Origin of the sequence: Sinomonas albida (assembly GCF_004919045.1) — a bacterium.
GTDB classification, from domain to species: domain Bacteria; phylum Actinomycetota; class Actinomycetes; order Actinomycetales; family Micrococcaceae; genus Sinomonas; species Sinomonas albida.
Map to the genome: position 1 here is coordinate 329,134 of NZ_SWDW01000001.1, position 25,881 is coordinate 355,014.

25 protein-coding genes are annotated in these 25,881 nt (G+C 68.9%); 19 read left to right on the plus strand and 6 right to left on the minus strand.

The window, feature by feature from the left end; genetic code table 11:
- Positions 1-15: 15 nt before the first annotated feature.
- The gene (locus tag E6A26_RS01445; protein ID WP_136609394.1) at positions 16-339 is read right to left on the minus strand and encodes a 2Fe-2S iron-sulfur cluster-binding protein; all 324 of its coding nucleotides are present in this window, start codon (positions 337-339) and stop codon (positions 16-18) included.
- A 10-nt stretch (positions 340-349) separates the two neighbouring features.
- The gene (locus tag E6A26_RS01450; RefSeq protein ID WP_136609395.1) at positions 350-1,558 is read right to left on the minus strand and encodes a cytochrome P450; all 1,209 of its coding nucleotides are present in this window, start codon (positions 1,556-1,558) and stop codon (positions 350-352) included.
- Between the two features lie 121 nt (positions 1,559-1,679).
- Here E6A26_RS01450 and E6A26_RS01455 point away from each other — a divergent pair, with 121 nt between their 5' ends.
- From E6A26_RS01455 to E6A26_RS18085, 9 genes are all read left to right on the plus strand, one after another.
- Positions 1,680-2,666: a LysR family transcriptional regulator gene (locus E6A26_RS01455; protein ID WP_136609396.1), complete on the plus strand. Its 987-nt coding sequence runs from the start codon at positions 1,680-1,682 to the stop codon at positions 2,664-2,666.
- Between the two features lie 105 nt (positions 2,667-2,771).
- Positions 2,772-3,716, plus strand: a complete 945-nt coding sequence (locus E6A26_RS01460) for an ABC transporter ATP-binding protein (protein ID WP_211128873.1) — start codon at positions 2,772-2,774, stop codon at positions 3,714-3,716.
- The gene (locus tag E6A26_RS01465; protein ID WP_234864860.1) at positions 3,709-4,554 is read left to right on the plus strand and encodes an ABC transporter permease; all 846 of its coding nucleotides are present in this window, start codon (positions 3,709-3,711) and stop codon (positions 4,552-4,554) included. Before E6A26_RS01460 ends, E6A26_RS01465 begins: the two co-directional genes overlap by 8 nt.
- Complete coding sequence (locus E6A26_RS01470; RefSeq protein ID WP_136609397.1) at positions 4,551-5,381, plus strand: ABC transporter permease; 831 nt, start codon at positions 4,551-4,553, stop codon at positions 5,379-5,381. Before E6A26_RS01465 ends, E6A26_RS01470 begins: the two co-directional genes overlap by 4 nt.
- Positions 5,382-5,489: 108 nt before the next feature.
- Entirely contained in the window at positions 5,490-5,996 is a 507-nt protein-coding gene (locus tag E6A26_RS01475) for a hypothetical protein (RefSeq protein WP_136609398.1), read from the plus strand.
- A 9-nt stretch (positions 5,997-6,005) separates the two neighbouring features.
- Entirely contained in the window at positions 6,006-6,851 is an 846-nt protein-coding gene (locus E6A26_RS01480; RefSeq protein WP_234864862.1) for an exodeoxyribonuclease III, read from the plus strand.
- A gap of 21 nt (positions 6,852-6,872) precedes the next feature.
- A complete protein-coding gene (gene trpS, locus E6A26_RS01485; RefSeq protein WP_136609399.1) occupies positions 6,873-7,928 on the plus strand; it encodes a tryptophan--tRNA ligase in 1,056 nt (351 codons plus the stop codon).
- 4 nt (positions 7,929-7,932) lie between these two features.
- The gene (locus E6A26_RS01490) at positions 7,933-8,520 is read left to right on the plus strand and encodes a 2'-5' RNA ligase family protein (RefSeq protein ID WP_136609400.1); all 588 of its coding nucleotides are present in this window, start codon (positions 7,933-7,935) and stop codon (positions 8,518-8,520) included.
- Positions 8,471-9,886 carry a YihY/virulence factor BrkB family protein gene (locus tag E6A26_RS18085; protein WP_327407014.1) on the plus strand — a complete coding sequence of 472 codons (1,416 nt, stop codon included), beginning with the start codon at positions 8,471-8,473 and terminating at the stop codon, positions 9,884-9,886. Before E6A26_RS01490 ends, E6A26_RS18085 begins: the two co-directional genes overlap by 50 nt.
- Positions 9,887-9,964: 78 nt before the next feature.
- Here E6A26_RS18085 and E6A26_RS01500 read toward each other — a convergent pair whose 3' ends face one another.
- The 4 genes from E6A26_RS01500 to sdhC all read right to left on the minus strand — a co-directional run bounded on the left by E6A26_RS01500 (position 9,965) and on the right by sdhC (position 13,463).
- The gene (locus E6A26_RS01500; RefSeq protein WP_136609401.1) at positions 9,965-10,747 is read right to left on the minus strand and encodes a succinate dehydrogenase iron-sulfur subunit; all 783 of its coding nucleotides are present in this window, start codon (positions 10,745-10,747) and stop codon (positions 9,965-9,967) included.
- Entirely contained in the window at positions 10,747-12,534 is a 1,788-nt protein-coding gene (gene sdhA / locus E6A26_RS01505; protein WP_136609402.1) for a succinate dehydrogenase flavoprotein subunit, read from the minus strand. Before sdhA ends, E6A26_RS01500 begins: the two co-directional genes overlap by 1 nt.
- 69 nt (positions 12,535-12,603) lie before the next feature.
- Positions 12,604-13,083 (minus strand): succinate dehydrogenase hydrophobic membrane anchor subunit, encoded by a 480-nt coding sequence (locus E6A26_RS01510; RefSeq protein ID WP_136609403.1) that lies wholly within the window; start codon positions 13,081-13,083, stop codon positions 12,604-12,606.
- Positions 13,084-13,085: 2 nt separating this feature from the next.
- Positions 13,086-13,463, minus strand: coding sequence for a succinate dehydrogenase, cytochrome b556 subunit (sdhC, locus tag E6A26_RS01515; protein WP_136609404.1), 378 nt, complete (start codon positions 13,461-13,463; stop codon positions 13,086-13,088).
- 247 nt (positions 13,464-13,710) lie between these two features.
- On the opposite strand from sdhC, the gene E6A26_RS01520 reads away from it, so the two are divergent.
- From E6A26_RS01520 to E6A26_RS01565, 10 genes are all read left to right on the plus strand, one after another.
- Positions 13,711-14,865, plus strand: a complete 1,155-nt coding sequence (locus tag E6A26_RS01520; protein ID WP_136609405.1) for a mannose-1-phosphate guanylyltransferase — start codon at positions 13,711-13,713, stop codon at positions 14,863-14,865.
- Positions 14,866-14,927: 62 nt separating this feature from the next.
- Positions 14,928-16,127 (plus strand): amidohydrolase, encoded by a 1,200-nt coding sequence (locus tag E6A26_RS01525; RefSeq protein ID WP_136609406.1) that lies wholly within the window; start codon positions 14,928-14,930, stop codon positions 16,125-16,127.
- A 180-nt stretch (positions 16,128-16,307) separates the two neighbouring features.
- The gene (locus tag E6A26_RS01530; protein WP_234864864.1) at positions 16,308-17,426 is read left to right on the plus strand and encodes a BMP family lipoprotein; all 1,119 of its coding nucleotides are present in this window, start codon (positions 16,308-16,310) and stop codon (positions 17,424-17,426) included.
- A 120-nt stretch (positions 17,427-17,546) separates the two neighbouring features.
- Entirely contained in the window at positions 17,547-19,214 is a 1,668-nt protein-coding gene (locus E6A26_RS01535; protein WP_136609408.1) for an ABC transporter ATP-binding protein, read from the plus strand.
- Complete coding sequence (locus E6A26_RS01540; protein WP_136609409.1) at positions 19,207-20,466, plus strand: ABC transporter permease; 1,260 nt, start codon at positions 19,207-19,209, stop codon at positions 20,464-20,466. Before E6A26_RS01535 ends, E6A26_RS01540 begins: the two co-directional genes overlap by 8 nt.
- Positions 20,467-20,485: 19 nt before the next feature.
- Positions 20,486-21,952 (plus strand): ABC transporter permease, encoded by a 1,467-nt coding sequence (locus tag E6A26_RS01545; protein ID WP_136609410.1) that lies wholly within the window; start codon positions 20,486-20,488, stop codon positions 21,950-21,952.
- On the plus strand, positions 21,939-22,409 hold the full coding sequence (locus E6A26_RS01550; protein ID WP_136609411.1) for a cytidine deaminase: 471 nt from the start codon (positions 21,939-21,941) through the stop codon (positions 22,407-22,409). The genes E6A26_RS01545 and E6A26_RS01550 overlap by 14 nt, the downstream gene beginning before the upstream one ends.
- A complete protein-coding gene (locus tag E6A26_RS01555; protein ID WP_136609412.1) occupies positions 22,406-23,728 on the plus strand; it encodes a thymidine phosphorylase in 1,323 nt (440 codons plus the stop codon). Before E6A26_RS01550 ends, E6A26_RS01555 begins: the two co-directional genes overlap by 4 nt.
- Positions 23,729-23,969: 241 nt before the next feature.
- A complete protein-coding gene (locus tag E6A26_RS01560; protein WP_136609413.1) occupies positions 23,970-24,743 on the plus strand; it encodes a DedA family protein in 774 nt (257 codons plus the stop codon).
- Positions 24,736-25,878 carry an adenosine deaminase gene (locus E6A26_RS01565; RefSeq protein ID WP_136609414.1) on the plus strand — a complete coding sequence of 381 codons (1,143 nt, stop codon included), beginning with the start codon at positions 24,736-24,738 and terminating at the stop codon, positions 25,876-25,878. The genes E6A26_RS01560 and E6A26_RS01565 overlap by 8 nt, the downstream gene beginning before the upstream one ends.
- Positions 25,879-25,881: the final 3 nt, after the last annotated feature.

Sequence of the window (25,881 nt, forward strand, 5' to 3'; positions counted from 1 at the left end):
TCGCACCTGCTCACTTCACACCTGGTCCGTGGGGACGTCGACGGCGAGGGCGTCGGCCTCCCCGCAAGCGATCTGGCAGCCGAGCCGGCTGCGTGCGGGATGGCGCGGGGCCGCCGTGCAGTCGAGCATCTCCTCCTCGTCCTCGCTCGGCTCCGGGAGCCCTGAGAGCGATTCGGGGCGGACGTAGACGTGGCACGTCGCGCACATCGCCTGGCCGCCGCATTCGCCGATGATTCCGGGAACACCGGCGTTGACGGCCGCCCGCATGACCGAGGTCGCGGGGTCGACGTCGAGTGTCGTGTGGGTGCCGTCGGGCTGGAAATACGTGATGCTGGGCATGGTCTCCTCCTCAGTTCCACGCCACAGGGAGCTCGAGCATGCCGCGGAAGACCCAGCCGCCTTCGCGCGCTGGCCGATCGGCGAGCCGGAGCTGGGGAAACCGCTCGAAGAGCCGCGGAAGCGCGACGTTTGCCACAGATGTCCGTGCCACCCACGTGCCGGCGCAGAAGTGCGCTCCGCCGCCGAATGCGAGGTGCGGCTTCTTCTCGCGGTTGATGTTGTACGTCTCCGGGTCGTCGAACTGTTCCGGGTCGCGGTTCGCCGCGCCGAGGACCACGCCGATCCGCGCACCGCGAGGCAGCGTCGCGCCCCCGAGTGCAACCTCGCGAGTGGTCTGGCGGGGATACATGCCGATGGGCGCGACCCAGCGCACCGCCTCCTCGAACGCCGTGGCCCACAGTGCGGGGTCGGCGAGAACCTGGGCGAGCTGGCCGGGGCTGCTCAGCAGAGCCCACGCGGCGGTGCCGAGCACGTCGCGCGGCTCGTTGAGGCCACCGCCGATGGTCATCTTCATGTTCGCCCGAATCGCTTCGAGTGGCAGACCGGCGCCGACGACGGCGGAGAGCAGCGTGGCGTCTGGGTCGGCCCGGAGCACTGGGACCAGTTCGTCGATTGCTGCGTCCACCTCGGCGCTCGACGCTGCGGACTTCGCCCACACCTCGGGATCATCGGCGTAATTGCCCGTACCGTCGATCATGGTCTGCGACCAGCGCTGCATGTCGTCCTTCGTTGCGTTGCGGAAGCCCATGATCTCGCGCAGATTCTCCGCCGCGAACGGCGCCGCGAAGCCGAGGTGCAGGTCTGCGCCGGAGCCTTGCGCCTCGAACGCGTCGAGGTACTTCTCGGCGTTCTTCTCGAAGATCGCTGTCCACGTCTCCTTGATGGCCTTGGGACGGAGCACGGGGCCGTATGCTGCGCGGTCCACTTGGTGTTCGGGGTCGTCCTTGCGGAGCATCGAGTGGCCCATGGCTCGTTTCATAAGTGAGCCGTCTTCGTTCGCCGAGAAGGTCTCGGCGTCCTGCTCGATCCAGTGGCAGTCGGCGTAGCGGGTCACGAGGTAACGGCCCACGGACGGCACCCACGCGACAGGAGCCTCCTCGCGCAGCCTGCGGTAGATCGGGTACGGGTTCGTGTAGAGGTCCTCGATCCGGACCCAGTCGGCCACCGGGGCGGCGTGTTCGCCTGCGTGGACCGGTGGGGATGCTGAAAGCGGTGTCATGTCTTTCCTTCGTCGTGGATCGTGCGGTTGTTCCGAGTGTGGGGTGCGCCACAAACGTAGGTAAAGTTCAAATAAGCTGCACGCAAAGCAAGAAAATCTGATGAATGGATGACGTGGTGGGATGAACGAGGCTAAGGGTGCGCGCGGGGCCGCGAATGACGTTGTGCGCGCGCCCAGCCGGTTCACGCTCCGCCAGCTGGGCTACTTGATTGCCGTCGGCGAGACGGGCTCGATCAGCGCCGCGGCGGACCGGCTGCACGTGACTCAGACTGCGGTGGGTGCCTCACTCAACGACCTCGAGCGGGCACTCGGGACGCAGCTTCTGGTGCGCCGCCGCGCCCACGGCGCGCTGCTGACCCCGGCGGGGCAATACGTGTGTGACCGCGCCCGCTCGCTGCTTGCCGAGGCTGCTGACCTCGAGCTTTCTGCGCGCGACACCGGAACGGCCTTGCGCGGGCCACTCGCGCTCGGCTGCTATTCGACGCTCGCCGTGACGCTCGTCCCTCCGATCCTCCAAGGGTTCTCCGAGCTGCACCCCGGCGTCGAACTCGACTTCGTCGCCGATCAGCAGGTTCCGCTCGAGCGCCGGCTGCTGGCGGGCGAGCTCGACGCCGCGCTCATGTACGACATGAACCTCCCGATGGGGCTTGCGGCCCGGACGCTGTACGAGGCTCGCGTCTACGTGCTGCTCGCTGCGGACCATCCGCTCGCGACGGGCGGCCCCGTGGAGCTCGCCGCGCTCGAAGCCGATCCGCTCGTGTTCCTTGACCTGCACCCGAGCGGTGAGCACACCATGGCCGTCTTCCGTGCCGCCGGCGTCGAGCCCCGAATCCGTTACCGCACCACGGACTTCGAGCTCACGCGCTCGCTCGTGGGCCGGGGGCTCGGGTACGCACTGCTTGTGCAGCGTCCGTGGCGCGACGAGACGTACGAGGGACTGCCGGTCGTCGCGGCGGAAATCACCCCGGCGCCCGCGCCTGTGCGGATTCTCCTCGCGTGGTCCGCCGCCGTGCGCCCCACTCGGCGGGCGCAGGCGCTCATGGCCTTCGCCGCGAGCCTCTTCGCCGGTGGGGCGACGGGAAAAACGAATGCACCCCCCTCTTTCTGAAACACGTGTTGCAGAAACCGTCGGAATCCCTTCCGACCGCCCAGCTTGTCGACTAGTGTGCGGTGAGTGTCACATCAATCACCAGGCATAGCTGGGGGGACGGCGGTGGCGGGAGACGCGGAGCTGCGCCGAACGGTGATCAGCGCCCGCGATCTCGTCAAGACGTACGGCGATTTCAATGCAGTGGACGGGATCAGCTTCGACGTCCCCGCGGGGGAGTCGTTCGGCCTTCTGGGTCCCAACGGCGCCGGAAAATCCACGACGATGCGGATGATCGGCGGCGTCACTCAGCGCACCTCGGGGCGGCTCGACATCATGGGGCTCGACCCCGAGTCGCAGGGCCCGGAGGTCCGCGCCCACCTTGGCGTCGTGCCGCAGCAGGACAACCTCGACGAAGAACTCCGCGTCCGCGACAACCTCATCGTCTATGGACGCTACTTCGGCCTCCCGCGGGCGTACCTGATGCGTCGCGCCGATGAGCTCCTCGCGTTCGCGCAGCTCGAGGACAAGGCGAAGGCGAGGGTGGATTCGCTCTCGGGCGGCATGAAGCGGCGCCTCACGATCGCCCGGTCCCTCATCAACGATCCCAAGATCCTCCTTCTCGACGAGCCGACCACGGGCCTCGACCCGCAGGCCCGGCACGTCCTCTGGGACCGCCTGTTCCGGCTCAAGGAACAGGGCGTCACGCTCGTTCTCACGACGCACTACATGGACGAGGCCGAGCAGCTGTGCGACCGCCTGATCGTGGTGGACAAGGGCAAGATCATGGCCGAGGGCTCGCCCGCAGCGCTCATCCGCGAGCATTCGAGCCGGGAGGTGCTCGAGGTGCGCTTCGGCACGGACCGGAACGCCGCCGTCGCCCCTCGCCTCGACGGCGCCGGGGACCGCATCGAGGTCCTCCCGGACCGCGTCCTCGTCTACACGGAGGACGGCGAGGGCTCGCTCGAGCAGATCCGCGCGCGCGGGCTGCACCCGATCACCTCGCTCGTGCGGCGTGCGTCGCTCGAGGACGTGTTCCTTCGGCTGACGGGGCGGTCGCTCGTTGAGTGAGGACCGACATACGGAGCTCCTCGTCGCGCACGCGCCGGAGGTCTCTGCCGCGAAGGCGCGACGTTGGGGAGCGTTCTACTTCACGGAGCACATGCTCCGCGGTATGCGCGCGTATCTCGTCACGATCGTCGTCACGAGCGTCGGCAACCCGCTCCTCTACCTCTTCTCGATGGGCGTGGGTCTCGCCTCGATCGTGGACCGCAATCCGTCCGCGCACTTCGGCGGCGTCGGCTATCTCGCCTACGCCGCCCCGGCGCTGCTCGTCTCGAGCGCCGTCATGACGTGCGCGAACGAGATGATGTTCCCCGTCATGGACGGCTTCAAGTGGCGCCGGATCTACTATGGGCCCCACGTCACGCCGCTCGTTCCGGGACAGCTCGCGGCCGGCCACGTCATGGCGGTCGGCGTGAGACTCGTGGTCCAGTGCACCGTCTTCTTCCTCATCGTGCTCGCGTTCGGGGCCGCTATGAGCCCCGCCGCGTGGCTGCTCATCCCGGCCGGTGTTCTCTCGGGCCTGGCGGTCGGGACGCCCCTCATGGCGTACGCCGCGAGCATCCAGAAGGAGAACTTCCAGTTCTCGATGATCCAGCGGTTCATCATCATGCCGCTGTTCCTGTTCTCCGGGACGTTCTACCCGCTCGAGACCATGCCTTCGGCCATGCAGTGGATCGGCTGGATCTCTCCGCTGTGGCACGGCAACGAGCTCGGGCGGTTCGTGGCGATCGGCCTCACGGAGCCGGCCTGGCTCGTGGCGGTCCACGTCCTCTACCTCGCTGCGCTCTGCGTGTTCGGAATCCTGTGGGCGCGGCGCAACTACACGAAGCGGATGGGCGCATGAGCTTCCTGACCGACGAAGACTACGTCCTCGCCGCGGACCGGCGGCCGCTCAGCGCGCTCTACGCGCGGAACGCGAAGGCCGTCATCGAGCGCGGCTTCCAGGTGATCCGGAGCCAGAACTGGATCATCCTCGTCTCGGGCTTCTTCGAGCCGGTGTTCTACCTCCTGTCGATGGGCATCGGGCTCGGGAACCTCGTGGGCGCGGTCGAGGGCCCCGGCGGTGCCACGATCAGCTACGCCGCCTACATTGCACCTGCGCTCCTCGCCGTCTCCGCGATGAACGGGGCGATCTACGACTCGACGTGGAACATCTTCTTCAAGATGCACTTCGGCAAGCTCTACCAGAGCATGCTGTACACGTCGCTCGGTCCGTTCGACATCGCGCTCGGCGAGATCTTCATGGCCCTGTTCCGAGGCTTCCTGTACGCCCTCGGCTTCACGGGCGTCATGGCGGTCATGGGACTCATCACGACGCCGTGGGCGCTGCTCCTCGTCCCGACCTCGGTCATGGTCGCGTTCGGCTTCGCGAGCTTCGGCATGGCGATCACGAGCTATATGAAGACGTTCCAGCAGATGGACATCATCACGTTCGTGATGCTGCCCATGTTCCTGTTCTCCGCGACCTTCTACCCGCTGAGCGTGTACCCGCTCCCGATCCAGTGGATGGTGGAGGTCTTCCCGCTCTGGCACGGCGTGGAGCTCATGCGCGAGATCAGCATCGGCTCGTTCAGCTCCGCGACGTGGGTCCACCTCGCGTACTACGTCGTGATGATCCTGGTCGGGATGCTCTTCACCACGCGGCGGCTCCGGGCGCTCTTCCTCCGCTGACCGTCCCTGGCCGACCATCCCACGCTGTCCGTCCCTCGCTGCCGGCGCCCGGCCCGGCGCCCAGCCCGGCGGCCAGAGACCCCGGGGCGGTCTGGGAGAATGGGGTCCATGCAGTCACTCGGCTCCCAGAACCCCACCCCGGCGCGATCGGGCTTCCGCATCGGCGCGCTCGGACTCTCCGTCCTGGTCCTCGCGTTCCTCGTCGCAGTCATCTTCGCGGCGAACCGGAATGAGCTCATCGGGTGGATCGTCGCGGTGGTCTCCCTCGCGTGGCTCGTGTTCGCCGTCTTCGTCTTCGTGACGGTCCGGGGCGCCGGGCGGCGTGCCCGCGAGCGGTTCGAGGAGGCGGCGCGCCAGTTCGGCCGTGCGCCGTCCATGGCCGGGGGGACCGTCGGAGAGGCCCAGAGCGTGGACGAGGTCCGCGACCTCAAGCTCGACCACTCGTTCAAGATCATCCAGGTCCAGGAGCGGGTGGTCCGCGACAACCTCGGCAAGGACGCAGAGCAGGTCGCGAGGGCCCTTGAGACCATCCAGATCACGGCCGCGAACGCTCGGGACATGCTGCGCCCGGACGGCGGGGAACCCGTCACCGGAACGGTCATCGACGAAGGGTAGAGTGGCTGGGTGACTCTCGAAGCTGCTAGCACCGCACCGGCGTACGCTCCGAAGAATGGGGCGCTGCGCGTTGCCACGGTGAACGTCAACGGACTGCGCGCCGCGTGGCGCAAGGGGATGCCCGAGTGGCTCGAGTCGCGCGATGTCGACGTCCTGTGCATGCAGGAGGTGCGGGCACCTGACGAGGTCGTCGCTTCGCTCTTCGACGGCTGGCACATCCTCCACGCCGAGGCGGACGCGAAGGGCCGGGCGGGCGTCGCGATAGTCTCGCGCCTGGCGCCGGCGGCCACGCGCGTGGGCATCGGCCACGCCTACTTCGAGACGGCAGGCCGCTGGGTCGAGGCGGATTTCGCGGTCGACGGCGGGAAGCAGCTCACGGTCGTGAGCGCCTACGTGCATTCGGGCGAGGTCGACACCCCCAAGCAGGTCGACAAGTACCGCTTCCTCGACGAGATGGTCTTGCGCCTTCCGCAGCTGGCACAGCTGAGCGACTACGCGCTCGTTGTCGGCGACCTCAACGTGGGCCACACGCCGCTCGACATCCGCAACTGGAAAGCGAACCAGAAACGGGCCGGCTTCCTCCCCGAGGAGCGCGCCTACTTCGATCGCTTCTTCGGCGAGGAGATCGGCTGGAAGGACGTGCACCGCGAGCTGTCCGGCCAGATCGACGGGCCGTACACATGGTGGTCGCAGCGCGGCCGCGCCTTCGACAACGACGCGGGGTGGCGCATCGACTACCAGATCGCCACGCCCGGGCTCGCCGCGGTGGCGACCAACGCCGTCGTCGACCGCGCCACGGCGTGGGACACGCGCTTCTCGGACCATGCGCCGCTCGTGATCGACTACAAGCTCTAGACCCCGGAAGAACCCCACACCATGACGGACACCACCTCGACCCTGGCCACGACCGGGCGGCAGCGGCTCGTTTCGGGCATGCAGCCCTCGGGTGATTCGCTCCACCTCGGCAACTACCTTGGCGCGCTCGTGAACTGGGTCAGGCTCCAGGATCAGTACGAGTGCTTCTACTTCATCCCGGACCTGCACGCGATCACGGTCGATTCCAAGCCTGAGGACCTTCTCCAGCGCACCAGGCTCACGGCGGCCCAATACCTCGCGGGCGGTATCGACCTCGACAAGTCGACGCTCTTCGTCCAGTCCCACGTCCCGGAGCACGCCCAGCTCGCCTGGGTCCTCACGTGCCTCACGGGCTTCGGCGAGGCGTCCCGCATGACGCAGTTCAAGGACAAGATGGCCCGGCACGGCCAGGACGCCGCGAGCGCGGGGCTCTTCACCTACCCCACGCTCATGGCCGCGGACATCCTCCTGTACAAGCCGTACGGCGTGCCCGTCGGCGAGGACCAGCGCCAGCACCTCGAACTGACGCGCACGCTCGCGAACCGCTTCAACACGCGGTACGCCGAGACGTTCCCGGTGCCGGAGGCGCTCATCCCGCCGACGTCGGCGAAGATCTACGACCTGCAGAACCCCACGGCGAAGATGTCCAAGTCCGCGGAGTCGGCGCACGGGCTCATCAACCTGCTGGACGATCCGAAGGTCACGGCGAAGAAGATCAAGCAGGCCGTGACGGACACCGAGACGGTGATCCGCTTCGACCGCGAGTCGAAGCCGGGAGTCTCGAACCTCCTCACGATCATCTCGACCATCACGGGCCAAGGCATCGACGAGCTCGTCGCGTCCTACGAGGGCAAGATGTACGGTCACCTCAAGGCAGATGTGGCGCAGATCGTCGGTGACACCGTGGCGCCCATCAAGGCGCGTACCGAGGAACTGCTGCGGGACCCCGCGGAGCTCGACCGGCTGCTCGCGGTGGGGGCCGCGAAGGCCCGCGAGGTGGCCGCGGAGACGCTCGCGGAGGTCTACCGCAAGGTCGGCTTCCTGCCCGCCATGAGCCCGGCCTCGGCGTCCGTCTGAGGCAATGACGGGTCAGGTCGAGGCGCAGGCTGCGCTGGACGGACACGGGCCGCTGGTCGGCGTCATCCTGGGCTTCCCGGAGGACGTCGCGGCGGAGCTGCGCGCGTGGCGCGCGTCGTTCGGCGATCCCATGGCCCACGTGATCCCTGCCCACATCACGCTCGTGACCACTACCGAGAGCGAGGACTGGGACGCGACGCTGAGCCACGTCCGGCACGTCGCATCCCGGCAGGCTCCCTTCCGCGTGACCGTCTCCGGCACGGGCTCCTTCCGTCCTGTGTCCGAGGTGGTGTACCTGAACGTCTCGGAGGGCTTCGACGAATGCGTGCGGCTCCATGGTGAGCTGCAGCGCGGGCCGCTCGAACGCGAGCTCCCGTTCCCCTACCACCCGCACGTGACGGTGGCCCACGACGTCGAGCCGCGTCGGCTCGACGCGGCCGAGCAGGCGCTGCGTGACTACAGCACCACTTTCACGGTGGATAGCATGGGCCTCTACGAGCACGATGCCGACGGCCTTTGGCAACTACGGGAAGAGCTGGACTTTGGCGGAAACGCGACGAACCGGGACGACGACGAGGAACACCAAGCCTGAGCAGCCGCTTCCGACGGAGCTGGCCAAGCTACGGGCGAACGTGTTCAAGGCTCGGCAGAACTACGGCAGGGCGAGGCTCGAGGGAGCGGGGCGGGTCAAGCTGGCCCTCGCGTTTGTTCAGGAGCTCCTCGCACGGCTCAACGCGTTCCGCCCCTTGCGCGCGTTCCAGCACTATTCGCTCCGGCACGGGCCCCTCCTGAGCGCGGGGATCGGCTTCAACATGTTCTTCTCGATCTTGGGCCTGCTCGCGACGGGCTTCTCGATCGCCGGTCTCGTGCTCGCCGGGCAGCCTGAACTCGTGGACCGTGTGGTGCGGAGCATCGCGCAGTCGGCGCCCGGGCTGCTCAAGGTCGACGGCCAGGAAGGACTCGCGGATCCGAAGGCCCTCCTCAATCCGTCCGGGCTCGGGATCACCGCGATCGTCGCGGCGGTCGTCACGGTCCTGACCTCGCTCGGCTGGATCACGAGCCTCCGGGACGGGCTTCGCGGCATCGTCGACGCCCCGCGGCTGACGACGAATCCGCTCGTGCAGCGGCTCCGCGACGCAGGCACGCTCCTGCTCCTCGGCGTAGCGCTCGTGCTGACTTCGGGCATCAGCATCCTGTTCACCGCGGCGCTCGGCTTCATCGAGTCCGCCCTCCAGCTCGATCCGGCCGTGGTCGCGCCGATCGGCTGGCTCATCGGCATCATCGTCCCGTTCCTGCTCAATTGGCTCACGGCCGTCATCATGTTCCGGCTCGCGGGCCGCCTGCACCTCACCCGGCGGGCCCTCGTCGAGGGGACGCTCATCGCTGGGATCGGGACCTCGATCTTGCAGCTGTTCAGCAGCCAGCTCCTCGCACGCGCCGGCGCGAACCCGCTCCTCGCCTCGTTCGCCATCATTGTGGGCCTGCTCATCTGGTTCAATCTCGTGAGCCAGGTCTATCTCGTCTCCGCCGCGTGGGCGGCGATCCGGGAGGCGGACACCGTGCCGCCGGGGCGCCGCCGTGGGGCGCCATTCGGCGCGGCCCGGCCTACGCCGCACGCGTCCCGCGCGCTTGCGCGCGCCCGGTCCCAGGCCGGCCCCGCCGGTCGCGCGTCCTCCGCCTCCGCCCGGGCGGAAGCTCCGCGGCCCGTCCACGCTGCGGCGTCGGTCCGGCCCCCGGCCCCTGTCCAGGCCCCCGAGGCGGGGGAGCCCGCGCGGGCACGGCATCAGGAGGACGACGACGGCGCGGCGCCACCCGCCGTCGTCCGCTCACCGCTGGCGGACCCCGCCACCGCGGCCGAGGGCACGCTCAAGCGGCCGCGGAACCGTCGCCAGCGCGGGCCTTGGCCGCTCGAGATGCTGCGCGGCTTCGGCCCGCGGGGGGACCGGCAGAACGACTGAGGGCGTCGCTGCGGTTCGCAGCGACGCCCTCGGCGGGAACTCAGCCGGTCAGAACTGGGCCGGTCAGAACTGGGCCGGTCAGAACTGGCGGGCCAGGATGGCCTGCTTGACCTCGGAGATCGCCTTCGTCACCTGGATGCCGCGCGGGCAGGCCTCGGTGCAGTTGAAGACCGTGCGGCAGCGCCACACGCCCTCCTTGTCGTTGAGGATCTCGAGGCGCATGTCCCCGGCGTCGTCACGCGAGTCGAAGATGAAGCGGTGCGCGTTCACGATCGCCGCGGGGCCGAAGTACTGCCCGTCGGTCCAGAAGACTGGGCACGAGGACGTGCACGCGGCGCACAGGATGCACTTCGTGGTGTCGTCGAACCGCTCGCGGTCCTCGGCCGACTGGAGGCGCTCCTTCGTCGGCGCGTGGCCCTTCGAGATGAGGAACGGCATGATCTCGCGGTAGGACTGGAAGAACGGCTCCATGTCCACGATCAGGTCCTTCTCCACCGGAAGGCCCTTGATGGGCTCGACCGTGATGGGCTTGGACGTGTCGAGGTCCTTGAGGAGCGTCTTGCAGGCGAGGCGGTTGCGGCCGTTGATGCGCATGGCATCGGAGCCGCACACGCCGTGCGCGCACGAACGGCGGAACGAGAGCGAGCCGTCGAGTTCCCACTTCACCTTGTGGAGCGCGTCGAGGACACGGTCCGTGCCGTACATCGTGAGCTGGTACTCGTCCCAGTGCGACTCCTCCGAGACCTCCGGGTTGTACCGGCGGACGCGGAGCGTGATGTCGAACGTGGGGATTTCGCCCCCGCCGCCAACGCTCGCGGGCAGCTCGACCTTGGATGCGGGCTCTACAGTTGACGCGCTCATCAGTACTTACGCTCCATCGGCTCGTAGCGGGTGAAGGCGACCGGCTTCGTCCCGAAGCGGAGGCCCTTGATGCCCTCGGTCTCTGCGGCGTCGTCCTTGTAGAGCATGGTGTGCTTCATCCAGTTGGCGTCGTCGCGGTTGGGGAAGTCCTCGCGGTAGTGGCCGCCGCGGGACTCCTTGCGGTGCAGGGCCGCAACCGTCATGACCTGGGCGAGGTCCAGGAGGAAGCCGAGCTCGACGGCCTCGAGGAGATCCAGGTTGAAGCGCTTGCCCTTGTCCTGGATGCTGATGTTCCGGTACCGCTCGCGCAGGGCCTCGATGTCGGAGAGGGCCTTCGCGATGGAGTCCGCGGTGCGGAACACCTGCATGTTCGTGTCCATGGTCTCCTGCAGGTCCGCGCGGATCGACGCGATGCGCTCGGTGCCCGAGGCGTTGCGGACCGAGTCGAGCAGAGCGATCGTCTCATTCGCCGGGTTCTCCGGGAGCTCGACGTAGTCAGCCGTCTTCGCGTACTCGGCGGCGTTGATGCCCGAGCGCTTGCCGAACACGTTGATGTCGAGCAGCGAGTTCGTGCCGAGGCGGTTCGAGCCGTGGACGGACACGCACGCGACCTCGCCGGCCGCGTACAGGCCAGGGATGATCGTGTCGTTGTCCTGGAGGACCTCGCCCTTGATGTTCGTCGGCACGCCGCCCATCGCGTAGTGCGCGGTCGGGTAGACCGGGACAGGCTCCGTGTACGGCTCGACGCCGAGGTAGGTGCGCGCGAACTCCGTGATGTCCGGGAGCTTCGCGTCGATGTGTGCCGGCTCGAGGTGCGTGAGGTCCAGGAGGACGTAGTCCTTGTTCGGGCCGGCACCGCGGCCCTCGCGGACCTCGTTGGCCATCGAGCGGGCCACGATGTCACGCGGGGCGAGGTCCTTGATGGTCGGCGCGTAGCGCTCCATGAAGCGCTCGCCCTCCGAGTTGCGCAGGATCGCGCCCTCGCCGCGGGCCGCCTCCGAGAGGAGGATGCCGAGGCCGGCGAGTCCGGTCGGGTGGAACTGGAAGAACTCCATGTCCTCGAGCGGGATGCCGCGTCGGAAGGCGATGCCCATGCCGTCGCCGGTGAGTGTGTGGGCGTTCGAGGTCGTCTTGAAGACCTTGCCCGCACCGCCCGTTGCGAAGATGACGGCCTTGGCCTGGAAGACGTGGAGCTCGCCGGAGGCGAGGTCGTAGCTGACCACACCGGCCACGCGCTTCTGCTTGTACGCCGTGCCGTCCTCGCGGACCGCGTCCTCCTCGACGATGAGGAGGTCGAGCACGTAGTACTCGTTGTAGAACTCGACGTTGTGCTTGACGCAGTTTTGGTAGAGCGTCTGCAGGATCATGTGGCCCGTGCGGTCCGCGGCGTAGCACGCGCGGCGCACCGGCGCCTTGCCGTGGTCGCGGGTGTGGCCGCCGAAGCGACGCTGGTCGATCCGTCCCTCAGGCGTGCGGTTGAACGGGAGGCCCATCTTCTCGAGGTCGAGGACCGCGTCGATCGCCTCCTTCGCCATGACCTCGGCAGCGTCCTGGTCGACGAGGTAGTCGCCGCCCTTGACCGTGTCGAAGGTGTGCCACTCCCAGTTGTCCTCCTCGACGTTCGCGAGGGCGGCGCACATGCCGCCCTGGGCCGCGCCGGTGTGGGATCGGGTGGGATACAGCTTGGTCAGCACGGCGGTGCGCGCGCGCTGGCCGGACTCGATGGCCGCGCGCATCCCGGCGCCGCCGGCGCCGACGATCACCACGTCATACTTGTGGACCTGCATACTGGATGCTTCTCTCTCTCGCGCGAGTCTGCGGCGCCGGCGTTCGGCGGGCGCCGCCTGGACTGTCTGCTACGGCTTGGGGCAGAAGGAGCCTGGGAGCGGAACTCCGTTGACGGTGGGGCACGGGTTGAACGTGAAGATCACGAGCGTGCCGAGGATGACGATCGCGATCGCCGCCGCGTAGAGGACCACGAGGAGCCAGAAGCGCACACCGTCGCGCTCGGCGTAGTCGTTGACGATGGTCCGCACGCCGTTCGTGCCGTGGAGCATGGCGAGCCAGAGCATCGCGAGGTCCCACCACTGCCAGAACGGGCTCGCCCACTTGCCGGCAACGAAGCCGAAGTCGATCGCGTGGACGCCGTCGCCGAGCATGAGGTTGACGAAGAGGTGGCCGAAGATGAGGACCACAAGGACGATGCCGGAGAGGCGCATGAAGAGCCACGCGGCCATCTCGAAGCCGCCCTTCGCACCTCCGCCGTGGCGGTTGTACTTCGGGGCGATGCGCCCCGTCTCCGACGTGCTGCGGGGGAACCGGATATCGGTGCTCATGCTCAGCCTCCGAACACGATCGAGAGTTGGCGGATGGCAAACGCAACAAACACGACGAACCACACGCCGAGGACCGTCCAGAGCATCTGCCGCTGGTACTTCGGGCCGTTCTTCCAGAAGTCGACGGCGATGATGCGGAGGCCGTTGAACGCGTGGAAGAGGATCGCCGCGACGAGCGCGGTCTCGCCGAGGCCCATGATCGGGTTCTTGTACTCGCCGATCACGGCGTTGTAGGCGTCAGGGGACACACGCACCAATGAGGTGTCCAGCACATGCACCAACAAGAAGAAGAAGATCACGACCCCGGTAATCCGGTGACCGACCCATGACCACATGCCTTCACGGCCGCGGTACAGGGTGCCAGCTGGTTTTGTCGGCACTGATAAACCTCCCTGCGAGCACCGATGCCGGCGCTCGCCGGGAAGGCGAGGGCACCGATGCAGAAGGCGTCCGTCTCTTCTGGCGGACGCGTACTCTGTCGAGCTCCAGCCTAAATCTAGGCTTCGCTCACAGCTTATTCAATTTGCTCACGGTCGCCGGGCAGGCTGAGTGGCGATTATCACAGGCGCCACCGAGGCGCCAGTGGCGCTCGCGCTGAGAGATCGGCGCTCCACTAGAGTAGGGGCGATGAGCACTCATTCTGCGCCCGTTCCAGCGGCGACGAACCGCGACGACCTCGCGCGGTTCGTCGCGGTGATCCCCGCCGGCGGGGTCGGCACGAGGCTGTGGCCCCTTTCGCGTGCGGCCGCGCCGAAGTTCCTCCATGACCTCACGGGCTCGGGCAGCACGCTCATCCGGGCCACCTATGACAGGCTCACGCCGCTCGCAGGCGGGCGGTTCCTCGTCGTGACGGGCGAGGCGCACCGTGCCGCGGTGTGCGTCCAGATCCCGGAGCTGGACTCCGCGGATCTCGTGCTCGAGAGCGAGCCGAAGGATTCGGGCGCGGCGATCGGCCTCGCCGCCGCGATCCTGCACCGGCGCGATCCCGCGACCATCATGGGTTCGTTCGCCGCGGACCAGGTCATCAGCCCGGACTCCGTTTTCCAGGCGGCCGTCCTCGAGGCCATCCACACGGCCGCCTCGGGGGAGCGCGGCAAGATCGTGACCATCGGGATCGAGCCCACCCACCCGTCGACGGGCTTCGGCTACATCCGGGGCGGCGACGCGCTCGACGTCGACGGCGCACCGAGCGCGCGCGAGGTCGTCGAATTCGTCGAGAAGCCGAGCCTCGAGGTTGCGGAGAAGTACCTCGCGTCGGGCGAATACCTCTGGAACGCGGGCATGTTCGTTGCCCCCGTCTCGCTCATGCTCGAGCACCTCGAGGCGAACCAGCCCGAGCTGTACGCGGGCCTCGTGGAGATCGCCGCGGCCTGGGACACCCCGGAGCGCGACGCGGTGACCGCCAGAGTCTGGCCCACGCTCCCGAAGATCGCGATCGACTACGCGGTCGCCGAGCCGGCAGCGGCGGCCGGGGACGTCGCCGTCGTCCCCGGTGCGTTCCGCTGGGACGATGTCGGTGACTTCGCCGCGATCGGCCGCCTCAACAGCGCCCGCGAGGTCGACGCCGTCACGGTGCTCGGCGAGGGGGCCCGCGTGTTCACCGAGGACGCGAGCGGGATCGTCGTCTCCGACACGAAGCGGGTCATCGCGCTCATCGGCATCGAGGATGTCGTGATCGTCGACACTCCGGACGCGCTGCTCGTGACCACGAAGGAGCACGCGCAGAAGGTCAAGGGGGCCGTCGCCGCCCTCAAGGCGAGCGGCGACACGGACGTCCTCTGAGCCTCCTGTAACGCGACGACCCGGTAAACGTCCGGTAAAACCCGTGGCGTTAGAGTGAACGCGTGCGCAACTACACCACGGAAGCGGATCCAACGCCTCTCGTCGGCCCCCGGCTCGAGACGCTCCTGCCGGATCTCATCGCCTTCCGTCGCGACCTCCACGCGCACCCCGAGCTGAGCTTCCAGGAGTTCCGCACCACCGACAAGATCGTCGAGCGGCTCGAGGCGGCTGGGCTCGCCCCGAAGCGGCTCGATGGGACCGGCGTCGTCGTCGACATCGGCGACGGGCCCATCGCCACGGCCCTCCGCGGGGACATCGACGCGCTCCCCATCATCGAGGAGTCGGGCCTCCCGTTCGCGTCCCTCAACCACGGCGTCACGCACGCGTGCGGCCACGACGTCCACACGACCTGCGCCCTCGGAGCCGCCCTCGTGCTCGCCGAGCAGCACCGCGAGGAGCCACTCGGCGCGACCGTGCGCGTCGTGTTCCAGCCTGCGGAGGAGACCATGCCCGGCGGAGCGCTCGCGTGCATCGACCAGGGCGTGCTGTCCGGGGTTCCCCGCATCATGGCGCTGCACTGCGACCCTCGGATCGAGGTCGGCCGGATCGGCACGCGCATCGGCTCGATCACGTCCGCGTCCGACACGATCAGGATCGAGCTCCAAGGCCGGGGCGGCCACACGTCGCGCCCCCACCTGACCGAGGACCTCGTGTTCGCCCTGTCCCAGATCGCCATCAACGTCCCCGCCGTCCTCTCGCGCCGCGTCGACGTGCGCAGCGGCGTCTCGATGGTGTGGGGCCACATCTCGGCGGGCTCGGCGCCCAACGCGATCCCGGCGATCGGCCAGCTCTCCGGAACCATGCGGTGCCTCGACCGCGAGGCCTGGCACAGCGCGGGGGAGCTCCTCGACGAGGTCGTCGAGCAGGTCGCGGCCCCCTACGGCGTCGACGTCCGGCTCGAGCACACGCGGGGGGTCCCGCCCGTGGTCAACTCCGAGCACGAGACGGCGCTCATCGAGGCCGCCGCGCGGGCCGAGCTCGGCGAGGACGCCGTGGTGCTCACGCCGCAGTCCATGGGCGGCGAGGACTTCGCCTGGTTCCTCGCCGAGGTCCCCGGCTCGATGTTCCGCCTCGGGACCCACGTTCCCGGCGGAGAGGAATACGATCTGCACCGCGGCGACCTCGTGGTCGACGAGGGCGCGATCAGCTGCGGCGTGCGCGTTCTCGCGGCCGCCGCGCTCCGAAGCATCCGCGACCTCTGAAGCGCCGGCGGCGAATGATACGTACTCGCCGGTAACGAATAGCGAACAATGGGCGGTCGGGGGCGCTGTTCACTGTCTGAAGGTGATCTTTCCCACTATCGTTCTTCTGTACCGTACGGCCTGCGGTACCGCCCGGACCAGATCATTCCCGGGTGTCATTCGCATTCTGTGGAGGAACACGTGACCTCACTTCGTCATCGGCTGGCACAGCGCAGCCTTGCAGGTGTTGCCGCGATCGGTGCATCGGTTCTCGTTCTGAGCGGCTGCGGGGCCGCCCCTTCGTCGAGCGGCGCTTCCGGCGGCGCGTCGGCGACCAATTCGAACTACCTGGGCTGCATGGTCTCCGACTCGGGCGGCTTCGACGACAAGTCGTTCAACCAGTCCGGCTTCCAGGGCCTCCAGCAGGCGGTCAAGGATCTCGGCATCCAGGAGAAGCACGTCCAGTCCAAGGCGGACACCGACTACGATCCGAACCTCCGTTCGATGGTCCAGGCCGGCTGCAAGCTCACCGTCACGGTCGGGTTCCTGCTCGGCGACGCGACGAAGAACATCGCGACCGCGAACCCGAACAGCCACTTCGCGATCATCGACTACTCGGACCCGACGTTCCCGAAGAACGTCAAGCCGATCGTGTATGACACGGCCCAGGCCGCGTTCCTGGCAGGCTACCTCGCCGCGGGCGTCTCGAAGACCGGCAAGGTCGCGACGTTCGGCGGCCTCAACATCCCCACGGTCACCATCTTCATGGACGGTTTCGCGGACGGCGTGAAGTACTACAACCAGAAGAAGGGCAAGAACGTCCAGGTCCTCGGCTGGGACAAGGACAAGCAGGACGGCGTGTTCGTCGGCGACTTCAAGTCGATCGACAAGGGCAAGGTCCTCACGCAGGGCTTCCTGCAGCAGGGCGCGGACATCGTCCTCCCGGTCGCCGGTCCCGTCGGCGCGGGTGCGGGCTCCGCAATCCTCGACGCGAAGAAGTCGGGCACGGACGCGAAGCTCCTCTGGGTCGACTCCGACGGCTACCTCACCGCCCCGGACTACAAGTCGGTGCTGCTCTCCTCGGTCCAGAAGACCATGGCGACCGCGGTCGAGACCGTCCTCAAGGACGACGCGAACGGCAAGTTCGACGCGACCCCGTACGTCGGGACGCTCGCGAACGGCGGCGTCGCGCTGGCCCCGTACCACGACCTTGATTCCGCGGTCCCCGCGGACCTCAAGAGCGAGGTCGACCAGCTCAAGAGCGACATCGTCTCGGGCAAGGTCAAGGTCAGCTCCAAGTCGAGCCCTGTGTCGCAGTAGCCCACCCATTCGCTAGCCTGCCTTCGGGCAATGCCAACGCGCCGTCCGCCCGCAGGGGCGGACGGCGCAGGCCTTGCGCCAAGCCCGGACCAGCCCAGCTACAGGGATCGGATCCTCACCGTGAAACTCGAACTGCGCGGCATCACGAAGCGTTTTGGATCGCTCGTCGCCAACGACCACATCGACCTCGTCGTCGAAGACTCCCAGGTGCACTGCCTCCTCGGGGAGAACGGCGCCGGCAAGTCGACGCTCATGAACGTCCTCTACGGCCTCTACGAACCGAGCGCGGGGGAGATCCTCGTCGACGACAAACCCGTCGTCTTCCGCGGGCCCTCCGACGCGATGGCCGCCGGAATCGGCATGGTGCACCAGCACTTCATGCTCGTGCCGGTGTTCACCGTCGCCGAGAACGTGGCCCTCGGCGCCGAGTCGACCAAGGCCGCAGGCTTCCTCGACCTCGACACCACGCGCGCCAGAATCCGCGAGATCTCGAAGCGCTACGGCTTCGACGTCGATCCGGACGCCCTCGTCGAAGACCTCCCCGTCGGCGTGCAGCAGCGCGTCGAGATCATCAAGGCGCTGGTCCGCAACGCGAAGGTCCTCATCCTCGACGAGCCCACTGCCGTCCTGACGCCACAGGAGACGGACGAGCTCCTCGACATCATCGCCGAGCTCAAGGCCTCGGGGACGTCGATCATCTTCATCTCGCACAAGCTGCGCGAGGTCAAGGCCGTCGCGGACGTCATCACCGTGATCCGCCGCGGCAAGGTCGTCGGCGACGCGCCGCCGTCGGCCGCCCCCGCCGAACTCGCCTCGATGATGGTGGGCCGCCCGGTGAGCCTGAGCCTCGACAAGGCGGCCGCGCAGCCCCGGGAGACCACGTTCTCCGTACGCGAGCTCACGGTCGCGGCGCCCAGCGGCCAGAAGCTCGTGGACGGCGTGACGTTCGACATCGCGCAGGGCGAGATCCTGGCCGTCGCGGGCGTCCAGGGCAACGGCCAGACCGAGCTCACCGAGGCTGTCCTCGGCCTCCACCGCCACGCGACCGGCTCCGTGACGCTCGACGGCAAGGAGCTGCTCGGCCGCCCAGTCAAGGAGGTTCTGGGCGCGGGCGTCGGGTTCGTGCCCGAGGACCGCACCCATGACGGGCTCGTCGGCGCGTTCACGGTCGCCGAGAACCTCGTCCTCGACCTCTACGACCGCGCGCCGTTCGCGCGCGGCCTCGGCATGCGGCCCGCCCGCGTCGCCGCGCAGGCCGCCGAGAAGATCGCGGAGTTCGACATCCGCACGCCCTCCGCCGACGTCCCGGCGTCGACCCTGTCGGGCGGAAACCAGCAGAAGGTCGTCATGGCACGCGAGCTTTCGCGACCGCTGCGTCTTTTCATCGCGTCCCAGCCGACGCGCGGCGTGGACGTCGGGTCCATCGAGTTCCTGCACCGGCGCATCATCGCCGAGCGCGACCACGGGACGCCCGTGATGATCGTCTCGACCGAGCTCGACGAGATCATGGAGCTCGCGGACCGCATTGCGGTCCTCTACCGGGGCCGGCTCATGGGGATCGTGCCCGGCGGTACACCCCGCGACACTCTCGGACTCATGATGGCGGGCATGACCGCGGAGGAGGCGGCGGTCCACGCGGGCGCTGCCCCAGGTGCCGCGGACGCCGCGGCCGCGGGTCCCGGTGCGGTCGCAGAAAACACGGACGACGGCGGGACTCGCCGTGTGGCGAGCAGCTTCGGCGCCGACGTGGAGCCCCAGGACGGCAGCACAGGAGAGAACCATGACTGAGGCCCAGCAGGTCCCGGAGACCGCCCAGGCACCGCTCCCGACGGGGCCGGCCTTGCCCACGCCGGAGGGTCGGGGACAGACGCTTCTCCGCCGGATCGCGACGGGCACGCCGATGGTCTCGCTCCTCTCGGTCGTGCTCGCCATCGTGATCGGTGGGATCCTCATGGCGGTCACGAATCCCAAGGTCGCGACCGCCATGGGGTACTTCCTCGCGCGCCCCTCGGACGCGATCACCGAGATCTTCCGGCCGTACGCGGCGCTTGTGCAGGGCTCGATCTACAACTGGCAGGGCGCGGACCTCGCGGCCCAGCTCTACCCCCTCGCAGAGACGCTCACGGTCTCGACGCCGCTCATCTTCGCGGGCCTCGGCGTGGCCCTCGCGTTCCGGGCAGGCCTCTTCAACATCGGTGCCCAGGGCCAGCTCATCTTCGGCGCGCTGTTCGGCGCGTACGTGGGCTTCACATGGCACCTGCCGATCGGGCTGCACCTGCTAGTCGTGATCCTCGCGGGGATCGTCGGCGGCGGGATCTGGGGCGGGATCGTGGGCTTCCTCAAGGCCCGCACCGGGGCGCACGAGGTCATCGTGACGATCATGTTCAACTACGTCGCGAGCTTCCTGCTCCTGTTCCTGCTCACGACCCCGGCGTTCCAGCGCAAGGGTTCCACGAACCCGATCTCGCCGTTCCTCGACCAGAACGCACTGTTCCCCGAGCTGCTCGGCCCGCAGTTCCGCCTCCATGCGGGCTTCATCCTCGCCATCCTCGTGACGTGGGGCGTCTGGTGGATCGTCAACCGTTCGACCGTCGGCTTCGAGTTCCGGGCCGTCGGGGCGAACCCGAACGCGGCGCGGACCGCGGGCGTCAACGTGGGACGCGCGACGGTGCTCGTCATGGCGCTGGCGGGGGCCCTGGCGGGCCTCTCGGGCATCGCCCAGGTCTCCGGCACCGAGAAATACCTCTCCGCGGGCGTCGCGGCCTCGATCGGCTTCGACGCGATCACGGTGGCCCTCCTCGGGCGCTCGACGCCGTGGGGCACGTTCTTCGCGGGTCTCCTGTTCGGCGCGTTCCGCGCGGGCGGCGTGGCGATGCAGGCCGTGACGCAGACCCCGATCGACATCGTCCTCGTCATCCAGTCGCTCATCGTCCTGTTCATCGCGGCGCCGCCGCTCGTCAGGGCAGTGTTCGGCCTCAATCCCCGCAAGCCCAAGAGCAAGGCCACGAAGCGTTCGGCCCAGAGCGGAGCAGCAGCATGAGCACGAGCGGAGCGTCCTTATGAGCACGGCAACCACAGCGCCGGTGGCGCCCGAGGAGGCCCAGTCCGTCGCGCCGATCGTGAGCTGGACGGCCCCGATCGGACTCGGCATCCTCGCCGTCCTCGGCACCATCACGTTTGGGGTCTTCTCTGGCACGAAGAACGCCGCGTTCGGCCTCGTCGACACCGGCCGCGAGGCCTCGGCGCTCGCGGCATGGCTCGCGTTCGCGGTGGCCCTCGTGGCGGCGGCGTGGCTCGGCTACACGTGGTACCGCGAGAGCCGCGCCGGCGGATCCGCCGCCCGATGGGTTCCTCCCGCCCTCGCGGCCGCCGTCGTCGTCTTCCTGCTCGCGATCCTGGGCGTCGCCGGGGTCACGGTCATCACCCTCAGCGCGCCCGTCATCGGCTGGCTCGCGAGCATCGCGATGCTCGCGGTCGCGGGATGGTCCGTGTGGCTCGCGCCGCGCGGCCGCAAGCTCCCGCGCTGGGCGGTCGCGGTGTTCGCCGTCGCCTTCCTCGTGGGCTTCCTTGTCTGGATCGTCGCCGGCGGCCGGGACGCGACGCCGTACATCTCGCTCGCGGGCCTCCTGGCCGGAGCCGTGACACTCGCGGTGCCGCTCGTGTTCGGCTCGCTCTCGGGTGTGCTGTGCGAGCGCTCCGGCATCGTCAACATCGCGATCGAGGGCCAGCTCCTCATGGGCGCGTTCAGCGCGGCCGTGGGCGCCACCGTCACCGGCAGCGTCTACGCGGGGCTCATCGCGGCCGCGGTCGCGGGCGCGCTCGTCTCGCTCGTGCTCGCGGTGGTCAGCATCAAGTACCTCGTGAACCAGATCATCGTCGGGGTGGTGCTCAACGTCCTCGTCGTGGGCCTGACCAACTTCCTCTTCTCGACGCTCCTCACGGCCAACCCGGACGGGCTCAACAAGCCGCCGCACCTCGGGAGCATCGAGATCCCGGTGCTCGCCGACGTCCCGCTCATCGGACCGATCCTGTTCCGGCAGTCGCTCGTGGGCTATCTCATGTACGTCGCGGTGATCGTCGTGTACGTGGGCCTGTTCCACACGCGCTGGGGCCTTCGCGTGCGGGCCGTGGGCGAGCACCCGCAGGCGGCGGACACGCTCGGCGTCAACGTCAACCGCACGCGCTTCTGGAACACGATCCTCGGCGGGGCGGTGGCCGGCATCGGCGGTTCGTTCTTCACGCTGGTCGCCGTGGACGCGTTCAGCAAGGAGATGTCCGCGGGCCGCGGCTACATCGCGCTCGCGGCGCTCATCTTCGGCCGGTGGAACCCGATCGGCGCGTTCCTCGCGTCCCTCCTGTTCGGCTTCGCCGACAACCTGCAGAGCGTCATCACGATCATCGGCTCCCCGGTGCCGAGCCAGTTCATGGCGATGCTCCCGTACGTCGTGACGGTCTTTGCCGTGGCCGGTCTCGTGGGGCGCTCCCGCCCGCCTGCCATGGAGGGCATCCCGTATGTCAAGGGCTGACGGGCCTTCGGGGACCGCCGTCCGCCCGGCGGCCGCCGCAGTGGACTGGGACGCGCTCGCGGACCTCGCCCGTGGCGCGATGCGGCACGCGTACGCACCGTATTCGAGGTTTCCCGTCGGCGCGGCCGCCCTCCTCGAGGACGGTCGCACCGTGGTCGGCTGCAACGTTGAGAACGCGTCGTACGGCCTCACGCTGTGCGCCGAGTGCACGCTCGTGGGCCAGATCCAGCTGGGCGGGGGCGGCCGGATCCGGGCCTTCGCGTGCGTCGACCAGCACGGCGACGCCCTGATGCCCTGCGGCCGCTGCCGCCAGCTCCTGTACGAATTCCGCGCGCCGGGCATGGAGCTCATGACGACGCGCGGAGTCCGGAGCATGGACGAGGTCCTGCCGGACGCCTTCGGACCCGAGACGCTTGAGGATACTGGGGCCAAGGCCCCGCGAGAGGAAGCACCGTGAGCCAGACTGCCCCCGCGGCCGAGCCGCTCGACGCCGTCGACGTCATCCGGACGAAGCGCGACCGGCGAGACCTGAGCGACGCCCAGATCGACTGGGTGGTGGACGCCTACACGCGCGGCGTCGTCGCGGACGAACAGATGTCCGCCCTGGCCATGGCGATCCTGCTCAACGGCATGACCCACCGCGAGACGGCGCGCTGGACGGCGGCGATGATCGCCTCGGGCGAGCGGCTCGACTTCTCGGGGCTCCGCGGCCCGGACGGGCGCCCGCGCGCCACCGCGGACAAGCATTCGACGGGCGGCGTGGGGGACAAGATCACGCTTCCGCTCGCCCCGCTCGTCGCCGTCTTCGGGGTCGCGGTGCCGCAGCTCTCCGGGCGCGGCCTGGGCCACACGGGCGGGACTCTCGACAAGCTCGAGTCCATCCCCGGCTGGCGCGCCGGGCTCACGAACGAGCAGATGATGGGCCAGCTCAGGGACGTCGGCGCCGTCATCTGCGCGGCCGGCAGCGGGCTCGCGCCTGCGGACAAGAAGCTCTATGCGCTGCGCGACGTGACAGGAACCGTCGAGGCGATCCCGCTCATCGCGTCCTCGATCATGAGCAAGAAGATCGCGGAGGGCACTGGCTCCCTCGTGCTCGACGTCAAGGTCGGCTCGGGCGCGTTCATGAAGGACGAGGCGACGGCGAGGACGCTCGCCGAGACGATGGTGGCGCTCGGCACTGACGCGGGTGTCACGACGGTTGCGCTCCTGACGAACATGGCGACGCCGCTCGGCCTCACCGCCGGGAACGCCATCGAGGTCGAGGAGTCCGTCGAGGTGCTTGCCGGAGGGGGCCCCGAGGACGTCGTGGAGCTCACGGTGCGGCTCGCCGAGGAGATGCTCGCGTGCGCGGGGGTGCACGACGCCGATCCCGCCCAGGCGCTCCGGGACGGCCGCGCGATGGACGTCTGGAGGCGCATGATCGAGGCCCAAGGCGGGGACCCGCACGCCACGCTGCCTGTCGCGAAGGAGTCGGAGACGGTGTACGCGCCTGCGGACGGCGTGCTCGTCGAGCTCGACGCGCTCAAGGTGGGCACCGCCGCGTGGCGGCTCGGTGCCGGCCGCGCCCGCAAGGAGGACCCGGTCCAGGCCGGCGCCGGGGTGCGCCTGCATGCCAAGCCGGGCGCCCTCGTCCGCGCGGGCGAGCCGATCATGACGCTCCTGACGGACACGCCTGAGCGCTTCGACCGGGCCAAGGAGGCCCTCGAGGGAGCGGTCGTCGTGGCGCCAGCCGGCTCGCGGCCCGCGCAGCAGCTCGTGATCGACCGCATCGCCTGAGCCCGGCACTAGCAGTCCGGGAACTGAGCCGTCCCGGCAAGAACTGAGCCGCCCCGTGCCACTGAGCCGTTCCGGCACGTCGCGCGCCCGCCCCTGAGGAAATCCGCCCCGAGTACTCGGTTTCTACTTAGTCCTCGGGGCGGACTACCGAGTTCTGGGCCTTGCGTCTTGCGACGGATGGCAGCACCCAGCCGGGCGTGCGACACTGAATAAGGCCTATATTCGCAAGGAGCACCGCCGCATGCTGGACGTTATCGACCACGCGATTCTGCATGCTGCCGGGCAGTGGTGGATCTATCCGATCCTTTTCGTCTTCTTCTTCGTCGACGGATTCGCGATGATCGCCCCGAGCGAGACGCTGATCGTGGCTCTCGCAGCCTACTGGCGGCATACGGGCGAGCCCAACTTGTGGATCCTCGGGGCCACGGCCCTGCTCGGCGCGATGGCCGGGGACAACGTGGCGTACCTATTCGGCCGGAAGATCGGCACCGACCGGTGGCGCTGGATGCGACGACCCCGAGTACAGAAGGTCTTCTCGTGGGCCCGGCATGAGCTCGACAAGCGCGGAGCCGTGCTCATCTTCACGGCGCGCTACATCCCCTGGGGACGCGTCGCCGTCAACTACGTGGCAGGTTCGACGCGCTTCCGGCACCGCACGTTCTTCTGGCTCGACGCGTTCGCATGCCTCACATGGGTGGGATATTCGCTCGGCGTCGGCCTCCTGACGAGCTCGTTCCCGTGGCTGCACCACAATCCGCTCCTGAGCGTCGTGGTCGCGGTCGCCTTCGCCCTCGTGCTCGGCGTGATCCTCGACCACGCGATCACCGTGCTCCATCGCTGGCGCGACGCGAAGGAGGCGGAGCAGGTCGCGACGCGCGCCGCCGTCGCCCATCGCACGCATCGCAGCCAGCACCCCAGGGACGCGGAGCCGGACGACTACGCGCCGCACCCCCACTCTTCGGACGGGTCGGCTGGTGCGCGCCGCGGCCCTTCCCTAGAGTTGGACCGTGACTGAGCCGATCATCGACGCCGCGCCCGACCTCACCTTCGATCTCCGGACCCTGCCCAAGGTCTCACTGCACGACCACCTCGACGGCGGACTCCGGCCCGCCACGATCATCGAGCTCGCGTCCGAGGTGGGCCATGAGCTTCCCTCGAACGACCCGGTGGCCCTCGGCGAGTGGTTCCGCGAGTCGGCCGATTCGGGCTCGCTCCCGCGCTATCTCGAGACTTTCGACCACACGATCGCTGTCATGCAGACCGAGCCCGCGCTGCGGCGGGTCGCCCGCGAGTTCGTCGAGGACCTCGCGGAGGACGGCGTGGTGTACGGCGAGGTGCGCTGGGCACCCGAGCAGCACCTCACCAGGGGGCTCAGCCTCGACCAGGCCGTCGAGGCCGTCCAGGCGGGACTCGAGGAGGGCATCGCGAAGGTTGAGGAGTCGGGCCGCGTCATCGCGGTCGGGCAGCTCATCACGGCCATGCGGCACGCGGACCGCGCGCAGGAGATCGCAGAGCTCGCGGTCCGGCATCGCGACCGCGGCGCCGTGGGCTTCGACATCGCGGGCGCCGAGGACGGCTTCCCCGCCTCGCGCTTCGCCGACGCGTTCACGTTCCTGGCCCGCAACAACTTCCCCGCGACCGTCCACGCGGGGGAGGCCGCGGGGCTCGAGAGCATCCAGTCCGCCCTCGTCGACGGCCGCGCGCTGCGCCTCGGCCACGGCGTCCGCATCGCCGAGGACATCACGGTCGAGGACTCCGGCGAGGTCGACGAGGACGGCGTGCCGATCCTCGATGTCTCCCTCGGCGAGCTCGCCGCGTGGGTGCGCGACCGTGGGATTCCGCTCGAGCTCTGCCCGTCCTCGAACCTCCAGACCGGCGCGATCTCGCAGTGGGGCGAGGACATCCTGGACCACCCGATCGACATGCTCAACGAGCTCGGCTTCGCGGTGACCGTCAACACGGACAACCGGCTCATGAGCGGCGTGACGCTCACGGACGAGTTCGAGCTGCTCGTCGAGGCGTTCGACTACGATCTCGACGACCTTCTGGAGCTGACGCTCAACGCGGCCGAGGCGGCATTCCTGCCCCTCGAAGACCGCGAGGACCTCGTCGAGTACATCAACGAGGCGTACGCGAGCCTCGGCGAGTGACGC

What these genes read in the sequence shown, in the direction of transcription:
- E6A26_RS01445 (WP_136609394.1), bottom strand. Translation starts at nt 339, where the DNA reads ATGCCCAGCATCACGTATTTCCAGCCCGACGGCACCCACACGACACTC.
- E6A26_RS01450 (WP_136609395.1), bottom strand. Translation starts at nt 1,558, where the DNA reads ATGACACCGCTTTCAGCATCCCCACCGGTCCACGCAGGCGAACACGCC.
- E6A26_RS01455 (WP_136609396.1), top strand. Translation starts at nt 1,680, where the DNA reads ATGAACGAGGCTAAGGGTGCGCGCGGGGCCGCGAATGACGTTGTGCGC.
- E6A26_RS01470 (WP_136609397.1), top strand. Translation starts at nt 4,551, where the DNA reads ATGAGCTTCCTGACCGACGAAGACTACGTCCTCGCCGCGGACCGGCGG.
- E6A26_RS01475 (WP_136609398.1), top strand. Translation starts at nt 5,490, where the DNA reads ATGCAGTCACTCGGCTCCCAGAACCCCACCCCGGCGCGATCGGGCTTC.
- trpS (WP_136609399.1), top strand. Translation starts at nt 6,873, where the DNA reads ATGACGGACACCACCTCGACCCTGGCCACGACCGGGCGGCAGCGGCTC.
- E6A26_RS01490 (WP_136609400.1), top strand. Translation starts at nt 7,933, where the DNA reads ATGACGGGTCAGGTCGAGGCGCAGGCTGCGCTGGACGGACACGGGCCG.
- E6A26_RS01500 (WP_136609401.1), bottom strand. Translation starts at nt 10,747, where the DNA reads ATGAGCGCGTCAACTGTAGAGCCCGCATCCAAGGTCGAGCTGCCCGCG.
- sdhA (WP_136609402.1), bottom strand. Translation starts at nt 12,534, where the DNA reads ATGCAGGTCCACAAGTATGACGTGGTGATCGTCGGCGCCGGCGGCGCC.
- E6A26_RS01510 (WP_136609403.1), bottom strand. Translation starts at nt 13,083, where the DNA reads ATGAGCACCGATATCCGGTTCCCCCGCAGCACGTCGGAGACGGGGCGC.
- E6A26_RS01520 (WP_136609405.1), top strand. Translation starts at nt 13,711, where the DNA reads ATGAGCACTCATTCTGCGCCCGTTCCAGCGGCGACGAACCGCGACGAC.
- E6A26_RS01540 (WP_136609409.1), top strand. Translation starts at nt 19,207, where the DNA reads ATGACTGAGGCCCAGCAGGTCCCGGAGACCGCCCAGGCACCGCTCCCG.
- E6A26_RS01545 (WP_136609410.1), top strand. Translation starts at nt 20,486, where the DNA reads ATGAGCACGGCAACCACAGCGCCGGTGGCGCCCGAGGAGGCCCAGTCC.
- E6A26_RS01550 (WP_136609411.1), top strand. Translation starts at nt 21,939, where the DNA reads ATGTCAAGGGCTGACGGGCCTTCGGGGACCGCCGTCCGCCCGGCGGCC.
- E6A26_RS01560 (WP_136609413.1), top strand. Translation starts at nt 23,970, where the DNA reads ATGCTGGACGTTATCGACCACGCGATTCTGCATGCTGCCGGGCAGTGG.